The organism is Micromonospora sp. DT46 (assembly GCF_049841735.1).
Taxonomy (GTDB): Bacteria; Actinomycetota; Actinomycetes; order Mycobacteriales; family Micromonosporaceae; genus Micromonospora; species Micromonospora reichwaldensis.
On record NZ_JBNCKW010000003.1, the window covers coordinates 211839 to 231613 of the forward strand.

General features: G+C 74.7%; 21 protein-coding genes. 15 read left to right on the forward strand and 6 right to left on the reverse strand.

Going from position 1 to position 19775, the window contains the following annotated elements:
- Positions 1-59: 59 nt before the first annotated feature.
- The gene (locus ACLQ20_RS08815; protein WP_425854943.1) at positions 60-542 is read left to right on the forward strand and encodes a type II toxin-antitoxin system PemK/MazF family toxin; all 483 of its coding nucleotides are present in this window, start codon (positions 60-62) and stop codon (positions 540-542) included.
- 4 nt (positions 543-546) lie between these two features.
- Here the strand turns inward: ACLQ20_RS08815 and ACLQ20_RS08820 are convergent, their stop codons facing one another.
- Together ACLQ20_RS08820 and ACLQ20_RS08825 are read right to left on the reverse strand one after the other, a co-directional pair.
- The gene (locus ACLQ20_RS08820; RefSeq protein ID WP_425854945.1) at positions 547-1197 is read right to left on the reverse strand and encodes a flavodoxin family protein; all 651 of its coding nucleotides are present in this window, start codon (positions 1195-1197) and stop codon (positions 547-549) included.
- Positions 1198-1315: 118 nt separating this feature from the next.
- A complete protein-coding gene (locus ACLQ20_RS08825; RefSeq protein ID WP_151456396.1) occupies positions 1316-1966 on the reverse strand; it encodes a GGDEF domain-containing protein in 651 nt (216 codons plus the stop codon).
- A 260-nt stretch (positions 1967-2226) separates the two neighbouring features.
- On the opposite strand from ACLQ20_RS08825, the gene ACLQ20_RS08830 reads away from it, so the two are divergent.
- The 6 genes from ACLQ20_RS08830 (at position 2227) to ACLQ20_RS08855 (ending at position 7672) form a co-directional block, all read left to right on the forward strand.
- Positions 2227-2466: a DUF397 domain-containing protein gene (locus ACLQ20_RS08830; RefSeq protein WP_425854947.1), complete on the forward strand. Its 240-nt coding sequence runs from the start codon at positions 2227-2229 to the stop codon at positions 2464-2466.
- A gap of 135 nt (positions 2467-2601) precedes the next feature.
- Positions 2602-3483: a helix-turn-helix domain-containing protein gene (locus tag ACLQ20_RS08835; protein WP_151456401.1), complete on the forward strand. Its 882-nt coding sequence runs from the start codon at positions 2602-2604 to the stop codon at positions 3481-3483.
- Between the two features lie 107 nt (positions 3484-3590).
- Positions 3591-4439, forward strand: a complete 849-nt coding sequence (locus ACLQ20_RS08840; protein WP_151456398.1) for an SAM-dependent methyltransferase — start codon at positions 3591-3593, stop codon at positions 4437-4439.
- 281 nt (positions 4440-4720) lie between these two features.
- A complete protein-coding gene (locus ACLQ20_RS08845; protein ID WP_151456399.1) occupies positions 4721-5776 on the forward strand; it encodes a LacI family DNA-binding transcriptional regulator in 1056 nt (351 codons plus the stop codon).
- 2 nt (positions 5777-5778) lie between these two features.
- Complete coding sequence (locus tag ACLQ20_RS08850) at positions 5779-5982, forward strand: hypothetical protein (RefSeq protein ID WP_425854949.1); 204 nt, start codon at positions 5779-5781, stop codon at positions 5980-5982.
- A 136-nt stretch (positions 5983-6118) separates the two neighbouring features.
- On the forward strand, positions 6119-7672 hold the full coding sequence (locus ACLQ20_RS08855; RefSeq protein ID WP_425854950.1) for a serine/threonine-protein kinase: 1554 nt from the start codon (positions 6119-6121) through the stop codon (positions 7670-7672).
- A gap of 6 nt (positions 7673-7678) precedes the next feature.
- On the opposite strand, the gene ACLQ20_RS08860 is transcribed toward ACLQ20_RS08855, so the two are convergent.
- Positions 7679-8506 (reverse strand): MOSC domain-containing protein, encoded by an 828-nt coding sequence (locus ACLQ20_RS08860; protein ID WP_358122808.1) that lies wholly within the window; start codon positions 8504-8506, stop codon positions 7679-7681.
- A gap of 175 nt (positions 8507-8681) precedes the next feature.
- Between ACLQ20_RS08860 and ACLQ20_RS08865 the strand changes: the two genes are divergently transcribed.
- The 4 genes from ACLQ20_RS08865 (at position 8682) to ACLQ20_RS08880 (ending at position 13056) form a co-directional block, all read left to right on the forward strand.
- Positions 8682-9485, forward strand: coding sequence for a DedA family protein (locus ACLQ20_RS08865; RefSeq protein ID WP_425854952.1), 804 nt, complete (start codon positions 8682-8684; stop codon positions 9483-9485).
- 855 nt (positions 9486-10340) lie between these two features.
- Positions 10341-10934: a hypothetical protein gene (locus ACLQ20_RS08870; protein WP_425854954.1), complete on the forward strand. Its 594-nt coding sequence runs from the start codon at positions 10341-10343 to the stop codon at positions 10932-10934.
- A 442-nt stretch (positions 10935-11376) separates the two neighbouring features.
- Positions 11377-12348 (forward strand): pirin family protein, encoded by a 972-nt coding sequence (locus tag ACLQ20_RS08875; RefSeq protein ID WP_327028096.1) that lies wholly within the window; start codon positions 11377-11379, stop codon positions 12346-12348.
- 42 nt (positions 12349-12390) lie between these two features.
- Positions 12391-13056, forward strand: coding sequence for a hypothetical protein (locus tag ACLQ20_RS08880; protein WP_151454786.1), 666 nt, complete (start codon positions 12391-12393; stop codon positions 13054-13056).
- 257 nt (positions 13057-13313) lie between these two features.
- Here the strand turns inward: ACLQ20_RS08880 and ACLQ20_RS08885 are convergent, their stop codons facing one another.
- Both ACLQ20_RS08885 and ACLQ20_RS08890 read right to left on the reverse strand, forming a co-directional pair.
- Entirely contained in the window at positions 13314-13967 is a 654-nt protein-coding gene (locus ACLQ20_RS08885) for a DUF1345 domain-containing protein (RefSeq protein WP_225852208.1), read from the reverse strand.
- A 200-nt stretch (positions 13968-14167) separates the two neighbouring features.
- Positions 14168-14440 carry a DUF2795 domain-containing protein gene (locus tag ACLQ20_RS08890; RefSeq protein WP_151454787.1) on the reverse strand — a complete coding sequence of 91 codons (273 nt, stop codon included), beginning with the start codon at positions 14438-14440 and terminating at the stop codon, positions 14168-14170.
- A 154-nt stretch (positions 14441-14594) separates the two neighbouring features.
- Here ACLQ20_RS08890 and ACLQ20_RS08895 point away from each other — a divergent pair, with 154 nt between their 5' ends.
- On the forward strand, positions 14595-15005 hold the full coding sequence (locus ACLQ20_RS08895) for a DUF2267 domain-containing protein (RefSeq protein WP_151454788.1): 411 nt from the start codon (positions 14595-14597) through the stop codon (positions 15003-15005).
- Positions 15006-15090: 85 nt separating this feature from the next.
- Here the strand turns inward: ACLQ20_RS08895 and ACLQ20_RS08900 are convergent, their stop codons facing one another.
- The gene (locus ACLQ20_RS08900) at positions 15091-16257 is read right to left on the reverse strand and encodes a CaiB/BaiF CoA transferase family protein (protein ID WP_425854957.1); all 1167 of its coding nucleotides are present in this window, start codon (positions 16255-16257) and stop codon (positions 15091-15093) included.
- A gap of 73 nt (positions 16258-16330) precedes the next feature.
- Here ACLQ20_RS08900 and ACLQ20_RS08905 point away from each other — a divergent pair, with 73 nt between their 5' ends.
- From ACLQ20_RS08905 to ACLQ20_RS08915, 3 genes are all read left to right on the forward strand, one after another.
- Positions 16331-17509 (forward strand): glycosyltransferase, encoded by a 1179-nt coding sequence (locus ACLQ20_RS08905; RefSeq protein ID WP_358122596.1) that lies wholly within the window; start codon positions 16331-16333, stop codon positions 17507-17509.
- Positions 17502-18491, forward strand: coding sequence for a glycosyltransferase family 9 protein (locus ACLQ20_RS08910; protein WP_358122594.1), 990 nt, complete (start codon positions 17502-17504; stop codon positions 18489-18491). Before ACLQ20_RS08905 ends, ACLQ20_RS08910 begins: the two co-directional genes overlap by 8 nt.
- 225 nt (positions 18492-18716) lie before the next feature.
- Complete coding sequence (locus ACLQ20_RS08915; RefSeq protein WP_425854958.1) at positions 18717-19736, forward strand: TerC/Alx family metal homeostasis membrane protein; 1020 nt, start codon at positions 18717-18719, stop codon at positions 19734-19736.
- Positions 19737-19775 lie beyond the last annotated feature (39 nt).

Here is a 19775-nt window from a genome sequence, read left to right on the forward strand (position 1 = left end):
CGGTCCATCGGATTGTCCCGCCCGGGCCGGCGGCCCCGGTGGGGGATAGGCTGCCGGTCGTGGCAGGTCTTCTCAGGAGTGTGGCGGCCCGTATCGGCGGGGTGATCCCGTCGCCGCGCCGGCCCGGGCCGGGCCCGGCGCAGGTCGCCCGCCCCCGCCAGGTCGCGGCGTTGCAGCGTCGGCAGTTGGCGTACGCCCCGGAGCTCGACGGGCACGCCGATCCGGGCGAGATCGTCTGGACCTGGGTGCAGTACGAGGACGACCCGCGTCAGGGCAAGGACCGCCCCGTGCTGGTGGTGGGCCGGCACAGCCGGACGCTGTTCGGGCTGATGCTGTCCAGTCAGAGCGAGCGGGACGGGCAGCGGCACTGGCTGGCGCTCGGTCCGGGCGAGTGGGACCGGGACAACCGGCCGAGCTGGGTGCGGCTGGACCGGGTGCTGACCATGCGGGAGGACGGCATCCGCCGGGAGGGCGCCGTATTGGACCGGGCCCGTTTCGACCGGGTCGGGCAGGCCCTGCGCTCCGGCTACGGCTGGCGCTGACCCGTCAGGCCGGCTCGCGGCTCGGGCCGATCCCGGCGTCGCGGGTGTCCGGCGGCGGGTACGGCTGCTCGGCCAGCAGCCGGGCCAGGTGCGCGCTGTTGAGCGCCAACGCCTTGGTGGTGCGTCCCGTGGTCTCGGGCTTGGGCCGGGCGTCGATGTAGTCCACCTTGTGCAGCGCCTCGCCGACCCAATAGGTGGCGCCCGCCGCGGGGCAGGTGAAGCCGACCTCGTTGAGGGCCTGCTGGACCTCGCCGATGGTGTGGTGCGCGCCGTCCTCGTTGCCGACGACCGCGACCCCGCCCACCTTGCCGTAGGTGAGCAGCCGGCCCTCGGCGTCGGTCTCGGAGAGCTCGGCGTCGAGCCGTTCGAGGACCATCTTGCACACGGCGGACGGCTGACCGAGCCAGATCGGCGTGGCGATGACGAGGATCTGCGCGGCCATCAGCCTGGACCGGATGACCGGCCAGCCGTCGTCGTCGCCCTCGTCGGTGGAGACGCCGAAGCGCACGTCGTGGTCGACGACCCGGATCAGGTCGCCCGCCACGCCCTGGTCGGCGAGGGCGTCGAGCACCTCGCGCCCGAGCACCTCGGCGCTCGACGGGGCGGGGGACCGCTTGAGGGTGCAGTTCAGGACCAGGGCCCGGATGCTCGTCACGGTGTTCCTCCCTCGGCCGGTGCGACGCTGACCCTGCCGGCATACCCGGCAACCGGCGCGAGACACGTCGAAACGCGTCGTGTCCCGACCGGCGGTCCGCTGGCGTGGGCCTGCGGGCTCAGCACTCCGCCAGGTGGGCGCTGTCGACGAGTTGCCGGGGCGGGCGGGCCACTCCGAGGCTCTTGGCCCGGTACATGGCGGCGTCGGCCCGGTCGAGTGCCTCGGTGAGCTGCGCGGGCCCGGTGACGGGGGCGAGCCCGACGGAGGCGGTCACCCGGACGCTGAGCCCGCCCAGCGGGATCGGCGCGGCGAGGCTGTCGCAGAGCCGCCGGGTGGCGTGCTCGATCCACCGCCGGTCGATCGTGGGGCTGGCCAGCAGCCCGGCGAACTCGTCGCCGCCGAGCCGGGCGACCAGGTTGTCTCCGGCGAAGGCGGCGAGCCGTTGGGCGACGCTGACCAGCACCTGGTCGCCGGCGGCGTGGCCGTAGCTGTCGTTGATCTGCTTGAAGTCGTCGAGGTCGAGCACCACGGCGATCAGCGGCTGCCCGGCCGCGTCGGTGAGCAGCGTGGCGGCCAGGCGGTAGAACGCGCGGCGGTTGGGCAGTCCCGTCAGGGGGTCGTGGCTGGCGGCGTGCCGCTCGGCGGCGAGCTCGGCCTGGAGGTGCCTGATCTCGACCTCGGCCTGGATCGCGCGGCGCCGCAGCTGCCAGGAGGTGACGAGTGCCCCGGCGGCACAGATGCCGGACGCGATGGTCAACGGATCCGGCACGAGACCTCCCATCAGCACGTTGCCGCCGGCCCCCGCGCGCGGCGGTCCGCGCCCGCGTGTCGGGCCCCGTCCGTCCTGGTGGCAGCCCCAGGTCGGTGACTCAGAGTGAACAGATGGGCACTGTCCACGTGCGTTATCATGCTCGCTGTCCGGTGCAGATGCAATAGCAGATGCACGTGCAGGAAGCCCTTCGTCGATATCGTGCCCCCTCATCAGGCACCGCTGCCCGGCATCGCGGGGCTCGCGAGAGAAAGACGTCCATGCAGCAGCCTCCGAACGGCGTTCCCACCACCCAGCTGCCCCCCCTCGCCTGGCAGAAGAGCCGCCGGAGCAATCCCAGCGGCAACTGCGTCGAGCTGGCCGAACTGCCCGGCGGCGCCGGCATCGCCCTGCGCAACTCCCGGTACCCGGAGGGGCCGGTGTTGATCTACACGGTGGACGAGATCGCCGCCTTCGTGCTCGGCGCGCGCGACGGGGACTTCGACAACCTGATCGCCTGACCGCGCCCCGACGACCGGGGCGAATTGTCCGCACCGAAGAAGTTCACCTCACTCACGGTTCATGGCATGCTTACCCGTCGGCCGCGCTAGGGCATCTGGTCGGCACGAACCGGCATGTGGAGGTCGGCTGTGACGATGGGTCCCGCCGAGGGCGGTCCGGGGACCGGCCCGACCGTGCTGCGCATGCTGCTCGGCGCCCAACTGCGCCGGCTGCGCGAGTCCAGCGGGGTGACCCGGGAGGGCGCCGGCTGGGAGATCCGCGCCTCCGAGTCGAAGATCAGCCGGATGGAGCTGGGCCGGGTCGGCTTCAAGGAACGCGACGTCGCGGACCTGCTCACCCTCTACGGCGTCACCGCGTCCGAGGAGCGGGAGGCGCTGCTCAAGCTCGCCCGCGACGCCAACAGCCCGGGCTGGTGGCACCGTTACGGCGACGTGCTGCCGAACTGGTTCCAGTCGTACCTCGGGCTGGAGGCGGCCGCCGCGCTCATCCGCAGCTACGAGGTCCAGTTCGTCCCCGGCCTGCTCCAGACCCGGGAGTACGCCCGGGCGGTGGTGCTGCTCGGGCACGGTCGGGCCGCACCGGCGGAGATCGAGCGTCGGGTCGCACTGCGCATGCAGCGCCAGCGGTTGCTGCACCGCGAGAACCCGCCGCAGCTCTGGGCGGTGGTGGACGAGGCCGCGCTGCGCCGGCCGATCGGCGGCCCGCGGGTGATGCGCGAGCAGGTGGCGGCGTTGATCGAGGCCACCAAGTCGCCGAACATCCGGCTCCAGGTCATCCCGTTCGCCGCCGGTGGGCACGCCGCCGCGGGCGGGGCCTTCACCATCCTGCGCTTCGGTGACCGGGAACTACCCGACATCGTCTACATCGAACAGCTCACCAGCGCGCTCTACCTCGACAAGCGCGACGACCTCGACTACTACGCGGTCGCGATGGAACGGCTCTGCGTGGAGGCCGAGCCGCCGGAGCGTACGCCGGAGATCCTCGGCGCGATCCTGGACGACCTCTACCCGGGGTGACCCCGGCGGGGCCTCGCCCGGACAGCGGTGCGGCTACCATGGTCGCCGACCGGCGACAGTGGACGGACGCCCCCGGTCGCGGGTGGCGCAGAGTCGTGGAGGCTGCCTTGACCACCGATGCCCCGGGTACGACGACCGGCCCCGCGCACCCGAGCGACCGCATCGACACCTCGGTGGCCCACCCCGCCCGCCGGTACAACTACTGGCTCGGCGGCAAGGACAACTTCCAGGCCGACCGGGACTCCGGCGACATGGTGGCGGCGTCCTTCCCGACCATCCGCACCGCCGCGCTGGAGAACCGCCGTTTCCTCCAGCGGGCCGTGCGGCACCTCGCCCGGGAGGAGGGCATCCGCCAGTTCCTCGACATCGGCACCGGCATTCCGACCGCCGACAACACCCACGAGGTCGCGCAGGCGATCGCCCCCGAGTCGCGGGTGGTCTACGTCGACAACGACCCGATCGTGCTCGCGCACGCCCGGGCGCTGCTGACCAGCTCGCCCGAGGGCGCCACCGCCTACATCGACGCCGACCTGCGCGACCCGGAGCGGATCCTGCGCCACCCCGACCTGCTGCGCACCATCGACCTGTCCCGGCCGGTCGCCCTGATGCTGGTTGCGATCCTGCACTTCGTCGGCGACGACGACGACCCGTACGCCGTGGTCACGCGGCTGCTCGACGCGCTGCCGCCGGGCAGCTACCTGGCGGCCTCGCACGCCACCCACGACTACCTCCCCCCACACGTGGCGCAGGAGGCGAAGGCGGCGGCCCGGGGCGGCAGCCCGCACGGCCTGATCAATCTGCGCACCCGGGCCGAGTTCACCCGGTTCTTCGACGGGCTGGAGCTGTTGGAGCCCGGCGTCACGTCGGTCGCCGAGTGGCGTGCCGAGGACGCGCCGCAGCCCCGCCCGGCGGCGGCCGAGGTCAGCATGTACGGCGCGGTGGCCCGCAAGGGCTGACCGCACACCTGCGCGCCCGCCGGCCCGGACCACCACGGTCCGGGCCGGCGCTGCTGCTGCGCGGGGTCACCCTCGACGTCGCCCTGCGCTGCCGCGCGGAGTCGCACTCGACGTCGCCCCCGCACTCGACGTCACCGTGGCCGGGCGGCGTGGTGGGCCGCGTCGGTGTTCCTGTCGCGTGCGGTCCCGAGCCGGATCGCCGCCTGTGGCGTTGACGAGGGCGGCCCGCTCCGCCTAGTCTCTGCATCGATCCAGTCTGAATCGATGCAGAGAGGGGCGCGGTGAAGCCGACCCTGCAAGCCGTCGCGGACGCCGTCGGCGTGTCCCGCAGCACCGTCTCCAACGCCTACAGCCGACCCGACCAGCTCTCCGCCGCCCTGCGCCAGCGGATCCTGGACGCCGCCCGGCAGCTCGGCTACCCCGGCCCCAACCCCACCGCCCGGTCGCTGCGGCGCGGGTACGTGGGCGCCATCGGAGTGCTCTTCGAGTCGCGGCTGTCGTACGCCTTCACCGACCCCTTCGCGGTCCGCTTCCTGGCCGGCGTCGCCGAGGCGGCCGAGCGGCACGGCACCAGTCTGCTGCTCGTGCCGCTGCCGCCCGACGAGCCCGCCGCACGGCGGGCCGTGGAGAACGCCGCCGTCGACGGCTTCTGCGTCTACTGCGTCGGCGACGAGGGCTGGGTCGTCGACGTGCTCCGCGAGCGCGGCCTGCCCGTCGTCACGACCGCCCCCCGCGACGACGCCGGCCCCGACGACCGCTACGTCGGCATCGACGAGCGGGCCGCCGCCCGGGCCGTCGCCGCCCACGTGGCGGGGCTCGGGCACCGGCGGGTCGCCCTGCTCGGCGATGCCGTGCGCCCCGGCGCGGCGCCGGGCGAACTGCGCCTCGCCGACGTGGCCGACGTCGCCCACCCGACGACCCGGGCGCGGCTGGCCGGGTTCGCCGACGCCTTCGCCGAGGTCGGCGTCGCCTGGTCCGAGCTGACCGTGCTCGCCGCCACCGACAACAGCCGGTCGGCGGGCGCCACGGCCGTCGCCGCCGCCCTCGCCGCTCCCGAACCGCCCACGGCGGTACTGGCCTGCGCGGACGTGCTCGCCCTCGGCGTCCTCGACGCGCTCGCCGAGGCCGGCCGGCCGCCCGTGTCGGTCACCGGCTTCGACGACATCGCCGAGGCCGCCACCGCCGGCCTCACCACCGTGCGGCAACCAGCCGAGGAGAAGGGGCGCATCGCCGCCCGGCTCCTGCTCGACCCGCCCGCCGACCCGGCGGCCGGCCACGTCCTGCTACCCACCGCACTCGTCGTCCGGTCCTCCACCGGACCCGTCCCAGGGAGCTGACCATGGAACAGCCCACCGGCTTCGTCCTCGCCGTCGACGCGGTGACCCGACACGTCAACTCCGCCCGGCCGGACGCCCCCGTCCGCCCGGAGCGGCCCCGCGTCGCGCGACTCGCACCCACCCGGCTGGCCGCCGCCGGCGTCCTGCGGCGGCTCGCCGACCGCATCCAACCGCCGACGGTCGCCGCCGCGCCGCGCTGCTCCTGACCGTCGCTGGGGGCCGGTAGCCCGCTGCTCCTGACCGTCGGTGCGGGCCGGTCGTCGCCGCCGAACCGCGACGACCGGCCCGCAACCGGGCACCGCGCTGGTGGCCGACCCCGCCGGCAGGGCAGACTGAACGGCTATGTCGCCGTTCTCGCCCACCCTGCGGTTGCACGACCGCTACGTCCTGCGCGAGCGCATCGGCCTCGGCGGGATGTCCGAGGTGTGGCGCGCCGACGACGAGGTGCTGCACCGGCCCGTCGCCGTCAAGGCCCTCACCCGGGAGTTCGCCACCGACCCGCAACTGCGGGCCACCATCCAGCGCGAGGCCCGCGCCGCCGCGCGGCTGACCCACCCGCACGTCACCCAGGTGTACGACTACGGAGAGGCGGCCCTGGACGGCGGCATCGTCGTCCCGTACCTGGTGATGGAGCTGGTGCAGGGGCGCAACCTCGCCGACCGGCTCGCCGCCGGGCCGCTGCCCTGGCCGGAGGCGGTGCGGATGGCCGGCCAGATCGCCGCGGCGCTCGCCGCCGCCCACCGCATCGGCGTGGTGCACCGCGACGTCAAGCCCGGCAACGTGATGCTCACCGAGACCGGCGCCAAGGTGCTCGACTTCGGCATCGCCGCGCTCGCCGGGCCGCACCACCCACGGGCGGGACAGACCGGCGAACTGCTGATGGGCACGCCCGCGTACTTCGCCCCGGAGCGGATGCGGCCCGGGCCGCCGAACCCGGCCAGCGACGTCTACGCCCTCGGCGCGCTGCTCTACCGCACCCTCACCGGCCGGGCCCCACTGCCCGTGCAGACCTGGGAGGACGCGCTGGAGGTGCACGCCGGGCACCCGCCGGTGCCGCCCCCGCAGGTCCCCGGGCTGCCGCCCGACATCGCCGAGCTGACCCTGGCCTGCCTGGCCACCGATCCGGCGCGCCGGCCGGGCGCGGCCCAGCTCGCCACCCGCTTCGCCGCCGGGGCGTCGGCCCACCCGCCCGCGGCCGTCCTGCCGGCCCCGTCCGCCGGCGCATCGTCCGCGACTGCCCCTTCGTCGGCAGGCGCCGAGCACCCGCCGACCCTGATCGACCGCTCACCGCCGTCCCCAAACCCCACCGGCCGCGCGGGGGTGCCGTACCCCGCCCCGCCGGGCGGGCGCCACCCCGTGGCCGCCCGCACCGGCCGTCCCGCCCCGGCCGGCGGCGCGGGGACCACGCGCAACAGGCCCGTCACCGCGCTGGTCGCCGTCGGCGTCGCGCTGCTCGTCGGGCTCGTCGGCGCGCTCGTCATCGGCGACGGCGGAAGCCCGCCACCGGCGGCGGCCCCCGTCACCGGCACACCGGCCGGCAAGCCGACCTCGGCCAGGCCGACGCCGCCGCCCAGGACCTCCGCCCCGCCGCCGGTGACCGCGCGGCCCGACCCGGTCGGCCTGCCGCAGTTCGTCGCCGAGTTCGCCGCGGTGCTCGCCTGGGCGCAGGCCCGCGGCGAGATCGACCGCAAGACGGTCGAGGGGCTGCGGGACAAGCTCGCGGACCTGAGCCGGGGCAAGGAGAAGGACCGGGCCAAGCGGGTCGAGAAGCTGCGGGAGCGCCTCGCCGAGGCGGCCGAGGAAGGGCAGCTCCCGCCCGACACGGCGGCCCGACTCAACGCCCTGCTCGACCGGATCGACACGCCGTCGCCGGACGACGACGAGGACGACGACTGAACCGGCTCAGCCGACCTCGACCGCGGACCCCTGCTCCACCCGGCCACCCCGCACCACCTGCGCGTACGCGCCCACGCACGGCTGCGCGCCGAGCTGCGGCAGCGGCGCGACCCGGTTGAGGCGGGCCGGGACACGCAACGCCTCGGCCTGCCGGGGGAGCGACCCGTGCGCCAGGGTCGGCACCGCACACCGCGGGGTCGGGGCGAGTACCCGCAGCACCAGCTCGGGACCGACCCGCAGCTCGCCACCGACCCAGTCGTTCTCGGCGAAGCCGTCCACTTCGACGTCGAGCACGAGGTTGGGCCGGTAGCGGACCGCCTCGACGGTGCCGCCCGGAAGCTCGGCGGCCACCCGGGCCAGGGTGGCCGTCGTGACCAGGTGCACCGGGGCGAAGTCGAAGAAGGTCCCCGGCGCCGCCGCCCCGAGCGGGTTGGCGTCGACCGGCACCTCGGCGGCCAGACCGGCCGCCAGCACCGCGTCCGGGTCGGCCCGGTCCAGGAGCGCCCCGGCGGGCGGCCGGTCGATCAGCGTCACCGGGACGCCGAGCACCCGGGACAGCACGTCGTCGACGCCGGGGTCCACGCTGGACAGGACCCGCCCGTCGGGCAGCGTGATCCGTACCTCATCGGGTGCGGCGCCGGCCGCGCGGAGCGTGAGCAGGTCGCGCCAGAGCCGGGGATGCTTCGCGCTGGCCACCCGCCCGGTGTCCCGGTGCCGCAGGGCCAGCCGTCGGTCGCCCGCCACACCCGCCGGGCCGACGTCGGCGGCGGGCAGCCGCTCACCCAGCATCGACTTCACCGGGTAACGCCACAGCTGCGCCAGCCGGCCGGTCATCCTGCCGCCGCCCCGGCGCGGGGCACCGCGACCCGGACCGGGGCCCCGCCGGCGGTCGTGATGCACGTCGTCACGGGGCCACCCTAGTGCGAACCCCCGCGGCTGTGGACGGTCCGTGGGACGCAAGGGCCGGCCCATTGGCGGACTCCCAGGATCGGTTCGTAGCGTGTGGGCCATGATTCGTACCGCGCACGCCCTGCTCGCCTCCGGCACCGCCCCCGAAAAGGCCGCGCCGCCGGAGGACGGACTGGTCGGCTTCGTCATCGGCCTGGTCGAGCGGCTCGGCGGCCCCGGCGCGGGTCTGGCCGTCGCCCTGGAGAACGTCTTCCCACCGATCCCCAGCGAGGTGATCCTGCCGCTGGCCGGCTTCGTTGCCGGCCAGGGCCGGATGAGCGTGGTCAGTGCGATCTTCTGGACCACCCTCGGCTCGCTGCTCGGCGCCCTCGCCCTGTACTGGATCGGCGCCGCGCTGGGCCGGGAGCGGATCCGGGCGATCGCGCAGCGGCTGCCGCTGATCAAGCTCAGCGACGTGGACCGCACCGAGGAGTGGTTCCTGCGGCACGGGGTGAAGGCCGTCTTCTTCGGCCGGATGATCCCGATCTTCCGCAGCCTGATCTCCATCCCGGCCGGCGTGGAGCGGATGCCGGTGCTGACCTTCGCGGTCTACACGACGCTCGGCAGCCTGATCTGGAACACCACCTTCGTGATGGCCGGCTACCTGCTCGGCGACAACTGGCACCTCGTCGAGGGGTACGCCGGCGTGCTGCAGAAGGTGGTCATCGTCGCCAGCGTGGCGGCCGCCGGCTGGTTCGTGGTCTCCCGGATCATCCGCGCGCGGCGCGGCGCGCCGGCCGTCGACCCCGTCCCGCCCGTCGACCCCGCCCCGCTGCCCCACGCGCCGGACCCGACGGGGCGGGGCACGATCTACCGCAGCGCGTACTCGGACGGGCAGGCGCCCGACCGCGACCTGTCCCGCTGAGCCGGTGGCGCGGCCACGGCGGGCGCCACCACGCCCGCCGGGTCCCCGCCGCGGTGGCCCTCGGGATCCGCCGCCGCCGCCGAGGCGCACTGCACAGTCGGCGCGGGCACCCCGCCCCGATCCCGATCGGCCCCGGGACGCGGAAGTCCACCCGCGGGCTTGATCCCTGCGCCGGGGCACGGCGGCCACACCCGGGCGGGGCCCACTCTCGCGTCCGTCCGCCGGCTCCTACCGGAGATCTTGGTAGAAAACGGCCCCTCCAGGGGCCGTTTTCTACCAAGATCTCCACCCGGTGACCCGATAACCCGATAACCCGATGACCCGGTGACCCGGTGACCCGTTACTCGTGGAGCCCGTGGAGCCCGTGGAGCCCGTGGACCTGTCTGTGGCCGGTGTCCGATTTCGTGTGGCTGTCCGGTGCGGGTTGGGTCGGTGGGTCGTCGGTGGGTGGCGTGTGAGTGTGACCGGGGGCATCGTGGGGGCGGAATCGTGGCGGGGGTGGGGTCGTTACACCTTGCGTACGACCGAGCAAGGCCAGGCCGCCGAGGTCTCGCCGCCCCGATGGGTTGGCGGGCCCGGGGCCCCGGAATGATGGCGGGCCGGCGGTGGTTACACATGGTCCGGCCGACGTGAGGGCGTCCCCCGCCCCGCGCAACAGCCCGGCCCCCTTTCGGCCCGCACGGGTCATCCGGCCGGCATAGCCGATCTGATCTTTCCTCCGGCTGAATGTCGGAGATCCTCTCCAGGCTTCGCTGGAGATCCCCTTGAGTTCGTATGAGCGCCGACGGTGCTTGCATCCGCGTGAAGCCGATCCCCCTTCGGTGTGGGTGCCAACCCCCGAATGGAGCGTTTCTGATGAACACGATCATTCGTAAGAGCGTTCTTGGTGTTGCTAGTCTGGCGTTCGCCGGTGGCGTGTTCGCCGGTCCCGCGACCGCGCAGGCGGTCCCGTCGGTGGAGTCGACGCCGGTGGCAGTTGCCGTGCAGGCCGACAAGCCGTCGGTCGACAAGGCCAAGCTGATCCCGCACGGCGTGCAGGGCGCGCAGTCGCGTATCGACCTGTCGGACGAGCAGGTCGCGAACGTGAAGGCGATCATCGCGGCGACGAAGAAGGCCGGCATGGACGAGCGCGCCGCGGTGGTGTCGATCGCGACCGCGTTGCAGGAGTCGAAGTTGGAGAACCTGGGTCATCTGGGTGACCGCAACGACCACGACTCGCAGGGCCTGTTCCAGCAGCGCCCGTCCTCGGGTTGGGGCACGGTGGAGCAGATCACCGACCCGGAGTACTCGACGATGGCGTTCCTGAAGGGTCTGAAGCAGGTCGACGGGTGGCAGGACATGCCGCTGACGAAGGCCGCGCAGACGGTGCAGGTGTCGGCGTACCCGGACCACTACGCCCAGTGGGAGCAGCAGGCCGCTGACCTGGTGGCCGAGCACTGGAACAGCTGACAGCAGTAGCCGAATGGCCGCTGGCCGGCACCCCAACCGGGGTGCCGGCCAGACGCATGTCCCCAGATCCCCCGGGCCTCACCCGCCGGAGCCCGCCGGGCGGCGCCCACCGGAGCCCTCGGGCCTCACCCACCAGCCCCGGGCCTCACCCACCGGAGTTCGCCCAGGCGACGCCCACGGAGTTCCGGACATCGCCTACCACGGCGTTCGCCACGCGACGCCCACTGGGGAGTTCGCCGGGCGACGCCAACCGGAAGCCCCGGGCCCCACCCGAGTTCGCCAGGGCGACGCCCACCGGAGTGGCGCTGCGCCCGGCCGTGCGCCGAGCCGACCGCTTCGGGCGTCGCGAACCGGAGGCGCCCCGACCGAGCCGGAGGTCGGAGCCGGCTGAGCGGTGGGGAGGCCGACGGGTTCGTGGCCTGTCCGGGCGTACAGTCGGGCGGTGGAGCGTACCGAGAAGATGCCTGCGGAGACCCGACCACCTGGCGTGGCGACCGTCGATCCCGGCAGCGTTCTGCTGCCGGGCCACGACGTGCCGCTGGGGCGCTACACGACCGTTCGACGGCTGCTACCGCAGCGGCAGCGGCGGATGATCGGCGCCTGGTGCTTCGTGGACCACTTCGGCCCGGACGACGTGGCCGAGCGGCCAGGCATGGAGGTGCCGCCGCATCCGCACACCGGCCTGCAGACCGTGACCTGGCTGCTCGACGGGGAGATCCTGCACCGCGACAGCCTGGGCAACGTCCAACCGATCCGCCCCGGCCAGCTCAACGTGATGACCTCGGGGCACGGCATCGCGCATTCGGAGCGGTCGCCCGAGCGGCATCCGCCGCTGATGCACGGTGTGCAGCTCTGGGTGGCGCTGCCGGACCCGGCCCGCGCCGGGGCCGCCGACTTCGCCCACCACGCCGACCTGCCGCGCTGGCGCGACGGTGAACTGGACGTCGCCCTGCTGGTCGGCGAGCTCGCGGGCGAGCGGTCCCCGGCTCTGACGTACACCCCGCTGCTGGGCGCGCAGGTGGAGCTGCACGGATCCGCGCCGGCCACGCTGCCGCTGCGGCCCGACTTCGAGTACGGGCTGCTGGCCATGTCCGGCACCGCCGAGGTCGACGGGGTGCCGTTGACCCCGGGGGCGCTGCTCTACCTGGGCACCGGCCGGGAACGGCTCACCCTGACGGGCGCGCCGGGGAGCCGGCTGCTGCTGCTCGGCGGGGCCCCGTTCGAGGAGCCGCTGGTGATGTGGTGGAACTTCGTCGGCCGCTCGCACGAGGAGGTGGCCGCCGCGCGGGAGGACTGGATGGCCGGGCGTCGTTTCGGCGTCGTCGCCGACGATCCCGCCCCGCCGTTGCCCGCCCCGGCGCTGCCGACCACCCGCCTCAAGGCGCGCGACCGCAGCGGCGGGCTGCACGGCTGAGGCAGGCAGGCGTGGCCGGGCGCGGCGCGGGTAGTCGCCGGCATGCCGACCACATCCACTACCCGTGTCGAGGACAGGAAACGCCTGGTACGCCGGCTTGCCGGCAGTGGGCGCGGCTTCGCCGAGCAGTACGGCTTCCGGGTCGTCAACAACCCGTCGAGCCTGTTCCAGGTGCTCTGTCTCGCCGTGCTGCTGGCCCGCCGGGGTGACTTCCGGCGGGCCGTGGACAGCGCGCACGCCCTGCCCGCCGCGGGCTGGGACAGCGCCGCCCGACTGGCCCGGTCCCTGCACGGCGACCGGGTACGCGTGCTTCGCGACAGCGGCCAGCGCGGTGACGTCGACGCGCTCGCTGACACGCTCGGCGATCTGGCGCGCGCCGTGGTGGAGCGCTACCGGGGCGACCTGCGCCGCCTGCGCGCGGTGGCCCACCACGACCCGGCCCGGGAGCGGGAACTGCTCACCGAACTGCCCGGGGTGGACGCCACGGTGGTCGACCTGTTCCTGCGCGAGGCCCAGGCGCTGTGGCGTGAGGTGGCGCCGGTGGCCGACCGGAGGGCGCTCGTCGCGGCCCGCCGGCTGGGACTGGGCCGCTCCGCCGACGACCTGGCGGGCCTGGCCGGCAGCGGGGAGTCCGAGCGCCTGGCCTGGCTGGTCGGGGCGTTGGCCCGGGTGGACCTGGAGAAGCGGTACGCGGAATTGGCCGCCTGACGCGGTGGTGGGCTGGCCCACACTTCCTTCGTAATCGTCCGAACGGGTGATGTTTCATCGTATGATGGTCGCGGCACTGATGCCCGCCCGGTTCGGGCGTGCATCGACCGCCTGGTGGTCGCGGCCCGGTTCGGGCCCGACCGGCCACCGGACAGGTTCTGTGTGGCGCCCCGGTCGCGGTTCGCGACGGGGGCGCCCGCCTGTCCGGCAACTCCCGCCCTCCGCCGGGCATCGGCCCACTCCACGCGGATGCCGGCTCATCTCGCCAGGCCGGCCAGCAGGTTCACCGTGACCGCGATGATGAACGCCCCGAACAGGTACGACACCATCGAGTGTCGCAGGACCGTCCGGCGCATCTCGTTGCTGGTCAGAGCTGTGTCGGAGACCTGGAAGGTCATTCCGACGGTGAACGCCAGGTAGGCGAAGTCCGAGTAGCGGGGCGGCTCCGACTGGTTGAAGTCGATCCCACCGTCGGGCCCCGTGTAGTAGATCCGCGCGTACCGGGCGGCGAACACCGTGTGCACCACCAGCCAGGACAGCAGTACGCTCAGCACGGCCAGCCCGCCGTAGACGTCGCGGGCGGGCGTGGCGGGCGCCCCGTGCGCGCTGGTCACCACGACGCCGACGGCCAGCAGGCTGGCCAGGCAGGCGGCGAGCAGCAGCGCGTCACGCGCCGCCCGGTTCGGGTCCTCGTGCACGGCCAGTCGGGCCGTCCCCCGCGCGTCCATCGGCCACAGCCGGTGCCAGACCAGCACCAGCCAGCTCAACGCCGCGGCGTCCCAGCCGGCCAGCGGCGCCAGCGCCGGCGTGACGGCCAGCGCGGTGAGCCCGCCGGCCACCAGGCCGATCGCGCCCATCACGGTGAGCTGGAGCGCGGCCGGGGTGTGCCCGACCGGCCCGCGCGTCGTCATCCGTCACCGGCACGGGCCCGCTCGGCGCGGGCGCCATGCTCCGGCCCGAACGTGCCCAGTGTGGACGTGCCCGGCGTGCCCGGCCCAACCGTGCTCGACCTGGACGTGCCCGACCCGGACGTGCCCGGTGCGCCCGGCGTGGACGTGCCCGGCTCGGACGTGCCCGGCCCGGGCGCGTCGTCGGCCCGCGACAGCAAGGGTCAGATGCCGCGCAGGTGCTGCGACACGCGCTGGTGCCGCTTGTCCCGGGCCTGCGCCGCCCGCTGCGCGGAGCTCACCTCCGGGGCCGCCTCGATGCCCGCGGAACGGGCCACCTCGTTGCCGTTGGCGTAGTCGACCGGCGGCAGGGCCCGCAACGCGCGCAGCACGTCCGGCGGGGCGCCCTCCCGTTCGGCCTCGCGTACCACGTCGTCCTTCTCGGCCGGGTAGTCCAGGCTCGACAGGTACTGCAGCACGTCGGCGTAACTCGCCATGGTGTCGGCTCCTCCGGGGCATCGATCCGGTCACGACCGGCGGCGGTTACCCGCCCGGCGGGCCGTCACGCGCCGTGCCGCGCGGAAATCCCCGTCGTTTCCCGGCCGCGCCGGCGGGTACGCGCAGGCCCCGACGCAGCCTGAAGGAGCCCGGATGAACTACGACACTTTCGTCGACCAGGTCGCCCAGCGCACCCGTACCTCCTCGGAGCAGGCGGTGACGCTGACCCGGGCGACGCTGGAGACCCTCGCCGAGCGGCTGACCGGCGGGGAGGTGCTGGACCTGGCGGCCCAGCTGCCCAAGCCGTTGCAGCTCGTGTTGAAGCCGAGGCCGGGTACCGAGTCGGCGGAGCGGTTCGGCGCGGCCGAGTTCGTCGCCCGCGTCGCCGTACGGGCCGGGGTGACCGAGCCGGCGGCGCGCGACGCCGCCCGGGCGGTCTTCGTCACCCTGCGCGAGGCGATCAGCGGCGGCGAGTTCGACGACGTGGTGATGCAGCTCCCGCGCGACTTCCGGGACATGGTCGAGCCCGCGATGGCGCCGGGCGCCACCCTGCGCCGCCCCTGACCCTGCCGCCCGCCCGGCGACGCCGGCCGGACTTCCACCCGGTGCTGCCGGCGCACGGTGCCGCCCGCCGCGGTGGTGCGCCGCCTCAGGCGACGGCGCCGGCGGCGCGCAGGGCGGCGACCCGCGCCGGGGCGAAGCCCGCCCCGGCCAGCAGTTCGTCGGTGTGCTCGCCCGGCTGGGGCGGGGGGCGGCGCAGCGCGGTGGGAGTGCCCGAGAAGCGGGGCGCCGGCGCCGGCTGGGTGACCCCGTCCCGCTGGACGAAGGTGCCCCGCGCGGCCAGGTGCGGGTGCTCCGGCGCCTCCCGCCAGTCCAGCACCGGCGCCACGCAGGCGTCCGAGGAGCCCAGCAGCGCCGTCCACTCGTCCCTGGTCCGGGTGCGGAACACCCGCGCCCACGACTGGCGCAGCGCCGGCCAGTTCGCCGGGTCGGTGCGGTCCAGCGCCTCGTCCGGGGCCAGCGGGAAGCCGGTGCGCCGGACGAGCTCGTCGTAGAACCGTGGCTCCAGTGCGCCGACCGCCAGATGCCGGCCGTCGGCGCACTCGTAGGTGTCGTAGAAGGGAGCGCCACCGTCGAGCAGGTTCACCCCGCGCGCGTCCTGCCACATGCCGAGCCGGCGCAGCGCGTGGATCTGGGTGCTGAGCACCGCCACGCCGTCGACGATGGCCGCGTCGACCACCTGGCCCCGCGCGCCGCCGCGCACCGCGTACAGGGCGGAGACCAGGCCGAGGGCGAGCATCATCCCGCCGCCGCCGAAGTCGCCGAGCAGGTTCAACGGCGGCACCGGGCGCTCGCCGGCCCGGCCGATCCCGTGCAGCGCGCCCGTCAACGCGAGGTAGTCGATGTCGTGCCCCGCGTACGGCGCCGCCGGGCCGTCCTGTCCCCAGCCGGTCATCCGGCCGTAGACCAGCCGGGGATTCGCCGCGAGGCAGTCCGCCGGGCCGACCCCGAGGCGCTCGGTGACCCCCGGGCGGAACCCCTCGATGAGCGCGTCGGCGTCGGCGACCAGGGCCAGCACCACCTCCCGCCCGCCGGGGGACTTCAGGTCGACCCCGATCGAGCGGCGTCCCCGGTTGAGCAGGTCCGGGTGCGGGGTGCCGAAGGCGTCCGGGTCGACGTCCGTGGCCCGGTCCACCCGGACCACGTCCGCGCCCAGGTCGGCCAGCATCATCGCGGCGAACGGGCCGGGACCGATGCCGGCCAGCTCGATCACCCGTACGCCGGCCAGCGGGCCGGCCGGGACGTCCTCGGTCATCGGCACACCATAGGCGAGGCGCGTTTGCGTCGTAAGGGGCCGGGAACCCGCCCGCCGAGAAGCGGGAGGTGGCGTGGTCGACGACCGGATCAGGGTGGCCATGCTGCACGGTCCCGGTCGGCCCGACGCCGACGGCGTCAGCGACTACGTGACGCACCTGGTCGAGGCGCTCGACGGCGTCGGTGTCGAGGTGACCCCGGTGCCGGTGCGCCCCGACGCCGACCGGGAACGCTGGCGGGCCGCCACCGCCCGGGCCGCCCGCCGGGTCCGCGAGCTGGCCCCCGACGTGGTGCACGTGCAGTTCGCCCCGTCGGCGTACCGGTTCTCGGGTCAGCCCGGACTGCTGCCGTGGCGGCTGCCCCGGCGGGCGCCGCTGGTCACCACCCTGCACGAGTACGGCTGGTGGGCCTGCCCCGGCTGGCTGCCGACCCGGCTCTGGTCGGCGCTGGAGCGGGCCCGCTGCTGGGACCGGGAGTCCGGCCGGCTGGTGCCGGCCAGCGCGGCCGTGATCGTCACGAATCCCGGCCACGGCGACGTGGTCCACGCGCGTACCGGCCGGCGGGCCACGCACATCCCGATCGCGCCGAACGTCGTCGACCGCGTCGGCGCGTCCACCGCGGGGCTGCGCCTGCGGGCGGAGCTGGGCCTGCCGGAGGGCGCGCCGCTGCTGGCCTTCTTCGGTTTCGTGCACCCGGTGAAGGGACTGCGGTACCTGATCGAGGCGCTGCCGGAGCTGCGTCGCGACCATCCGGACCTGCGGCTGCTGGTGGTCGGCGGGTTCACCTCGCAGGCGCTGCCCGAGCGGGAGGCGCGCGCGTTCCGCGCCGAGCTGACCGGGCTGGCCCACCGATGCGGGGTGGTCGACGCGGTGACGTTCACCGGGCACCTGCCCGCCGACCGGGTCTCCGCCGCGCTGCACGCCGCCGACGTGGCGGTGCTGCCGTTCACCACGGGGGTGAGCACGAAGAGCGGCGCCCTGCTCGCCGCGCTCGCGCACGGCGTGCCGACCGCGGTGACGCAGTCAGACGCAGGCGACGACGGGCCGCACCGCAGCGGCGCGGTGGCGGTGATCGGCGCGCGCCGGGACAGTGCCGCGATCGCGCGTACCGTCGGCAGGCTGCTCGCCGATCCGGTGCTGCGCCGCCGGCTCGCCGAGCGCGGGCGGGCCTTCGCCGCCGCGTACTCCTGGCCGAGGGTGGCCGCCGCGCACCGTGACCTCTACGCGCGGACCCTGGGGCGCGCGGATGCCTGACCGGTACGCGGACATCCTGGTCGTCGACCTGCTCGGCGGGATCGGCGACCTGCTGATGCTGCTGCCGGCGGTACACGGCCTGGCCCGCCGCAATCCCGGCGCGCGGCTGCGGCTGCTCACCCACGAGCCCGGGGCGGACCTGGTGCGCGCCGACCCGGCGGTCGCGGAGGTGCGCACCCCCCGGCACGGCCGGCCGGGTGCCGAGCGGGAGGCGGTCGCCGAGGCCCTCGCGGCCTGCCGGCCGGACCTGGCGGTCGCCACCACCCGCTACGACGGCATCCCCGACCTGCTCGAGGCCGACGCCGGGCGGGCCGTGACGAACCTGTGGCGCGCTCCGCCGCCGGAGCAGCCGGTCGGCGACCGCTACCTGGAGATCCTCTGCGCCGAAGGGCTGCTCGGCGCGGCCGACCGGGAGGCCCGGCCCCGGGTCCACCTGGGCGAGGAGGCCCGGCGCGCGGGGGAGCGGGCCGTGGCCCGGCTGGTGGGGGAGCCCCTCGCGCCGCCGGTGGTGCTCGTCACCGACGCCGGGATGGCGGTCAAGCGCTGGCCGGACCGGCGCTGGCGGGGGCTGGCCCGCGCCCTGACCCGGCGCGGACACCCGGTGCTCACCGTCGGCCCGGTCGACCCCGTCGCGCCGGTCGGGGTGCCGCTGCCCCGAGCCGACCTGCCCACCCTCGCCGGGCAGCTCGCGGCCGTGGGTCGGCGCGGCGGGGTGGTGGTCGGGCCGGACACCGGGCCGGTGCGTCTCGCCGCCGCGACCGGCGCCGCGACGGTGGCGCTGTTCGGCCCCACCGACGCCCGGCGGTACGGGATGGGCGGCACCGACCTGCAGGGCCTGCCCGGCTGCGGGTACCGGCGCCCCACCGCCATCACCGAACAGCCCTGCTGGTGGGACGCGCGCTGCCCGCTCGACGCGGCCGGCCCGGCGTGCATGGCCGACCTCGACGTGGCGGCCGTGCTCGCCGCCGTCACCGCCCGCTGAGCTGGGACGAAAGCCCCTCGAGGCCCCAGATCACGCCTTGCGCGCGTGATCTGGCGTGCCGCGTTTGCCGAGCCCACGGGCCTGCCCTAACCTTGTCGCGACGAGGGGAGTACTTCCCACGAGCCATCCCGGTCAGTACGGCGTGCCCGGAGCACGCCTCGGGTGGCTGCCCACGAAAGTGGGTGAAGGAGACCTCGAACATGACAGGGTGTTCGAGGAGGCTCCATGTCCGATTTGCCATATCTTGCTGCCACCGATCTCCAGTCGGTGGGCACCCCCACGCTGTGGGGCGTCACCATCGCCGCCGTGATCGCACTGCTGGTGCTGGACTTCCTGGTCACCCGGAAGCCGCACGAGGTGTCGATGCGGGAGGCGCTGGGCTGGTCCGCCTTCTACATCGCCCTGCCGCTGGCCTTCGGCGCCTGGATCTGGGCCCGCTTCGGCTCCAACCAGGGCGTGGAGTACCTCACCGGTTACCTGGTGGAGAAGTCCCTCTCGGTCGACAACCTGTTCGTCTTCATGCTGCTGCTGGCCGCGTTCGCGGTGCCGGCCGAGCTGGCCCAGCGGGCCCTGCTCTACGGCATCACCGGCGCGCTCCTGCTGCGCGCGGTGTTCATCGCCATCGGCGCGGCGGCTCTGCAGACCCTGGACTTCGCCTTCCTGCTCTTCGCGATCATCCTGCTGCTCACGGCGGCGAAGCTGCTGCGCGACGCCGTCACCGGGCACGAGCAGGAAGTCGACATCAGCAAGATGCGTTCGGTGCGGCTGCTGCGCAAGTTCATGCCGGTCACCGAGGAATACCACGGCCCGAAGATGGTCGTGCGCCTCTCCGGCCGGCGTACGCTCACCCCGTTCGCCCTCGTGGTGACGGCGCTGCTCGCCACGGACATCGTCTTCGCCGTCGACTCGGTGCCCGCCGTCTACGGCATCACCGAGGACCCGTACCTGGTCTTCGCGACCAACGCGTTCGCCCTGCTGGGGCTGCGGGCGCTCTACTTCGTGCTGCACGCCGCGCTCAGCCGGCTGGTGCACCTCAGCTACGGCCTGGCGATCATCCTGGCGTTCATCGGCGTCAAGCTCGGCCTGCACTGGGCGCACGGCATCTGGAAGGGTGTGCCGGAGATCCCGACCCTCGCCTCCCTGGGCGTCATCATCGGCGTCCTGGTGATCGTCACCCTCACCAGCCTGCGGGCCACCAGCAAGGCCGGCCGGGGCGAGAAGGAAATCGTGGTCGAACGGAACTGAGGCGTCACCCGTCGCGGTGCGGATCCGCCGACCGCGCCT

What these genes read in the sequence shown, in the direction of transcription:
- ACLQ20_RS08835 (WP_151456401.1), top strand. Translation starts at nt 2,602, where the DNA reads ATGGGTCCCGCCGAGGGCGGTCCGGGGACCGGCCCGACCGTGCTGCGC.
- ACLQ20_RS08830 (WP_425854947.1), top strand. Translation starts at nt 2,227, where the DNA reads ATGCAGCAGCCTCCGAACGGCGTTCCCACCACCCAGCTGCCCCCCCTC.
- ACLQ20_RS08900 (WP_425854957.1), bottom strand. Translation starts at nt 16,257, where the DNA reads ATGACCGAGGACGTCCCGGCCGGCCCGCTGGCCGGCGTACGGGTGATC.
- ACLQ20_RS08910 (WP_358122594.1), top strand. Translation starts at nt 17,502, where the DNA reads ATGCCTGACCGGTACGCGGACATCCTGGTCGTCGACCTGCTCGGCGGG.
- ACLQ20_RS08880 (WP_151454786.1), top strand. Translation starts at nt 12,391, where the DNA reads ATGCCGACCACATCCACTACCCGTGTCGAGGACAGGAAACGCCTGGTA.
- ACLQ20_RS08855 (WP_425854950.1), top strand. Translation starts at nt 6,119, where the DNA reads ATGTCGCCGTTCTCGCCCACCCTGCGGTTGCACGACCGCTACGTCCTG.
- ACLQ20_RS08850 (WP_425854949.1), top strand. Translation starts at nt 5,779, where the DNA reads ATGGAACAGCCCACCGGCTTCGTCCTCGCCGTCGACGCGGTGACCCGA.
- ACLQ20_RS08895 (WP_151454788.1), top strand. Translation starts at nt 14,595, where the DNA reads ATGAACTACGACACTTTCGTCGACCAGGTCGCCCAGCGCACCCGTACC.
- ACLQ20_RS08860 (WP_358122808.1), bottom strand. Translation starts at nt 8,506, where the DNA reads ATGACCGGCCGGCTGGCGCAGCTGTGGCGTTACCCGGTGAAGTCGATG.
- ACLQ20_RS08915 (WP_425854958.1), top strand. Translation starts at nt 18,717, where the DNA reads ATGTCCGATTTGCCATATCTTGCTGCCACCGATCTCCAGTCGGTGGGC.
- ACLQ20_RS08870 (WP_425854954.1), top strand. Translation starts at nt 10,341, where the DNA reads ATGAACACGATCATTCGTAAGAGCGTTCTTGGTGTTGCTAGTCTGGCG.
- ACLQ20_RS08865 (WP_425854952.1), top strand. Translation starts at nt 8,682, where the DNA reads ATGATTCGTACCGCGCACGCCCTGCTCGCCTCCGGCACCGCCCCCGAA.
- ACLQ20_RS08885 (WP_225852208.1), bottom strand. Translation starts at nt 13,967, where the DNA reads ATGACGACGCGCGGGCCGGTCGGGCACACCCCGGCCGCGCTCCAGCTC.
- ACLQ20_RS08890 (WP_151454787.1), bottom strand. Translation starts at nt 14,440, where the DNA reads ATGGCGAGTTACGCCGACGTGCTGCAGTACCTGTCGAGCCTGGACTAC.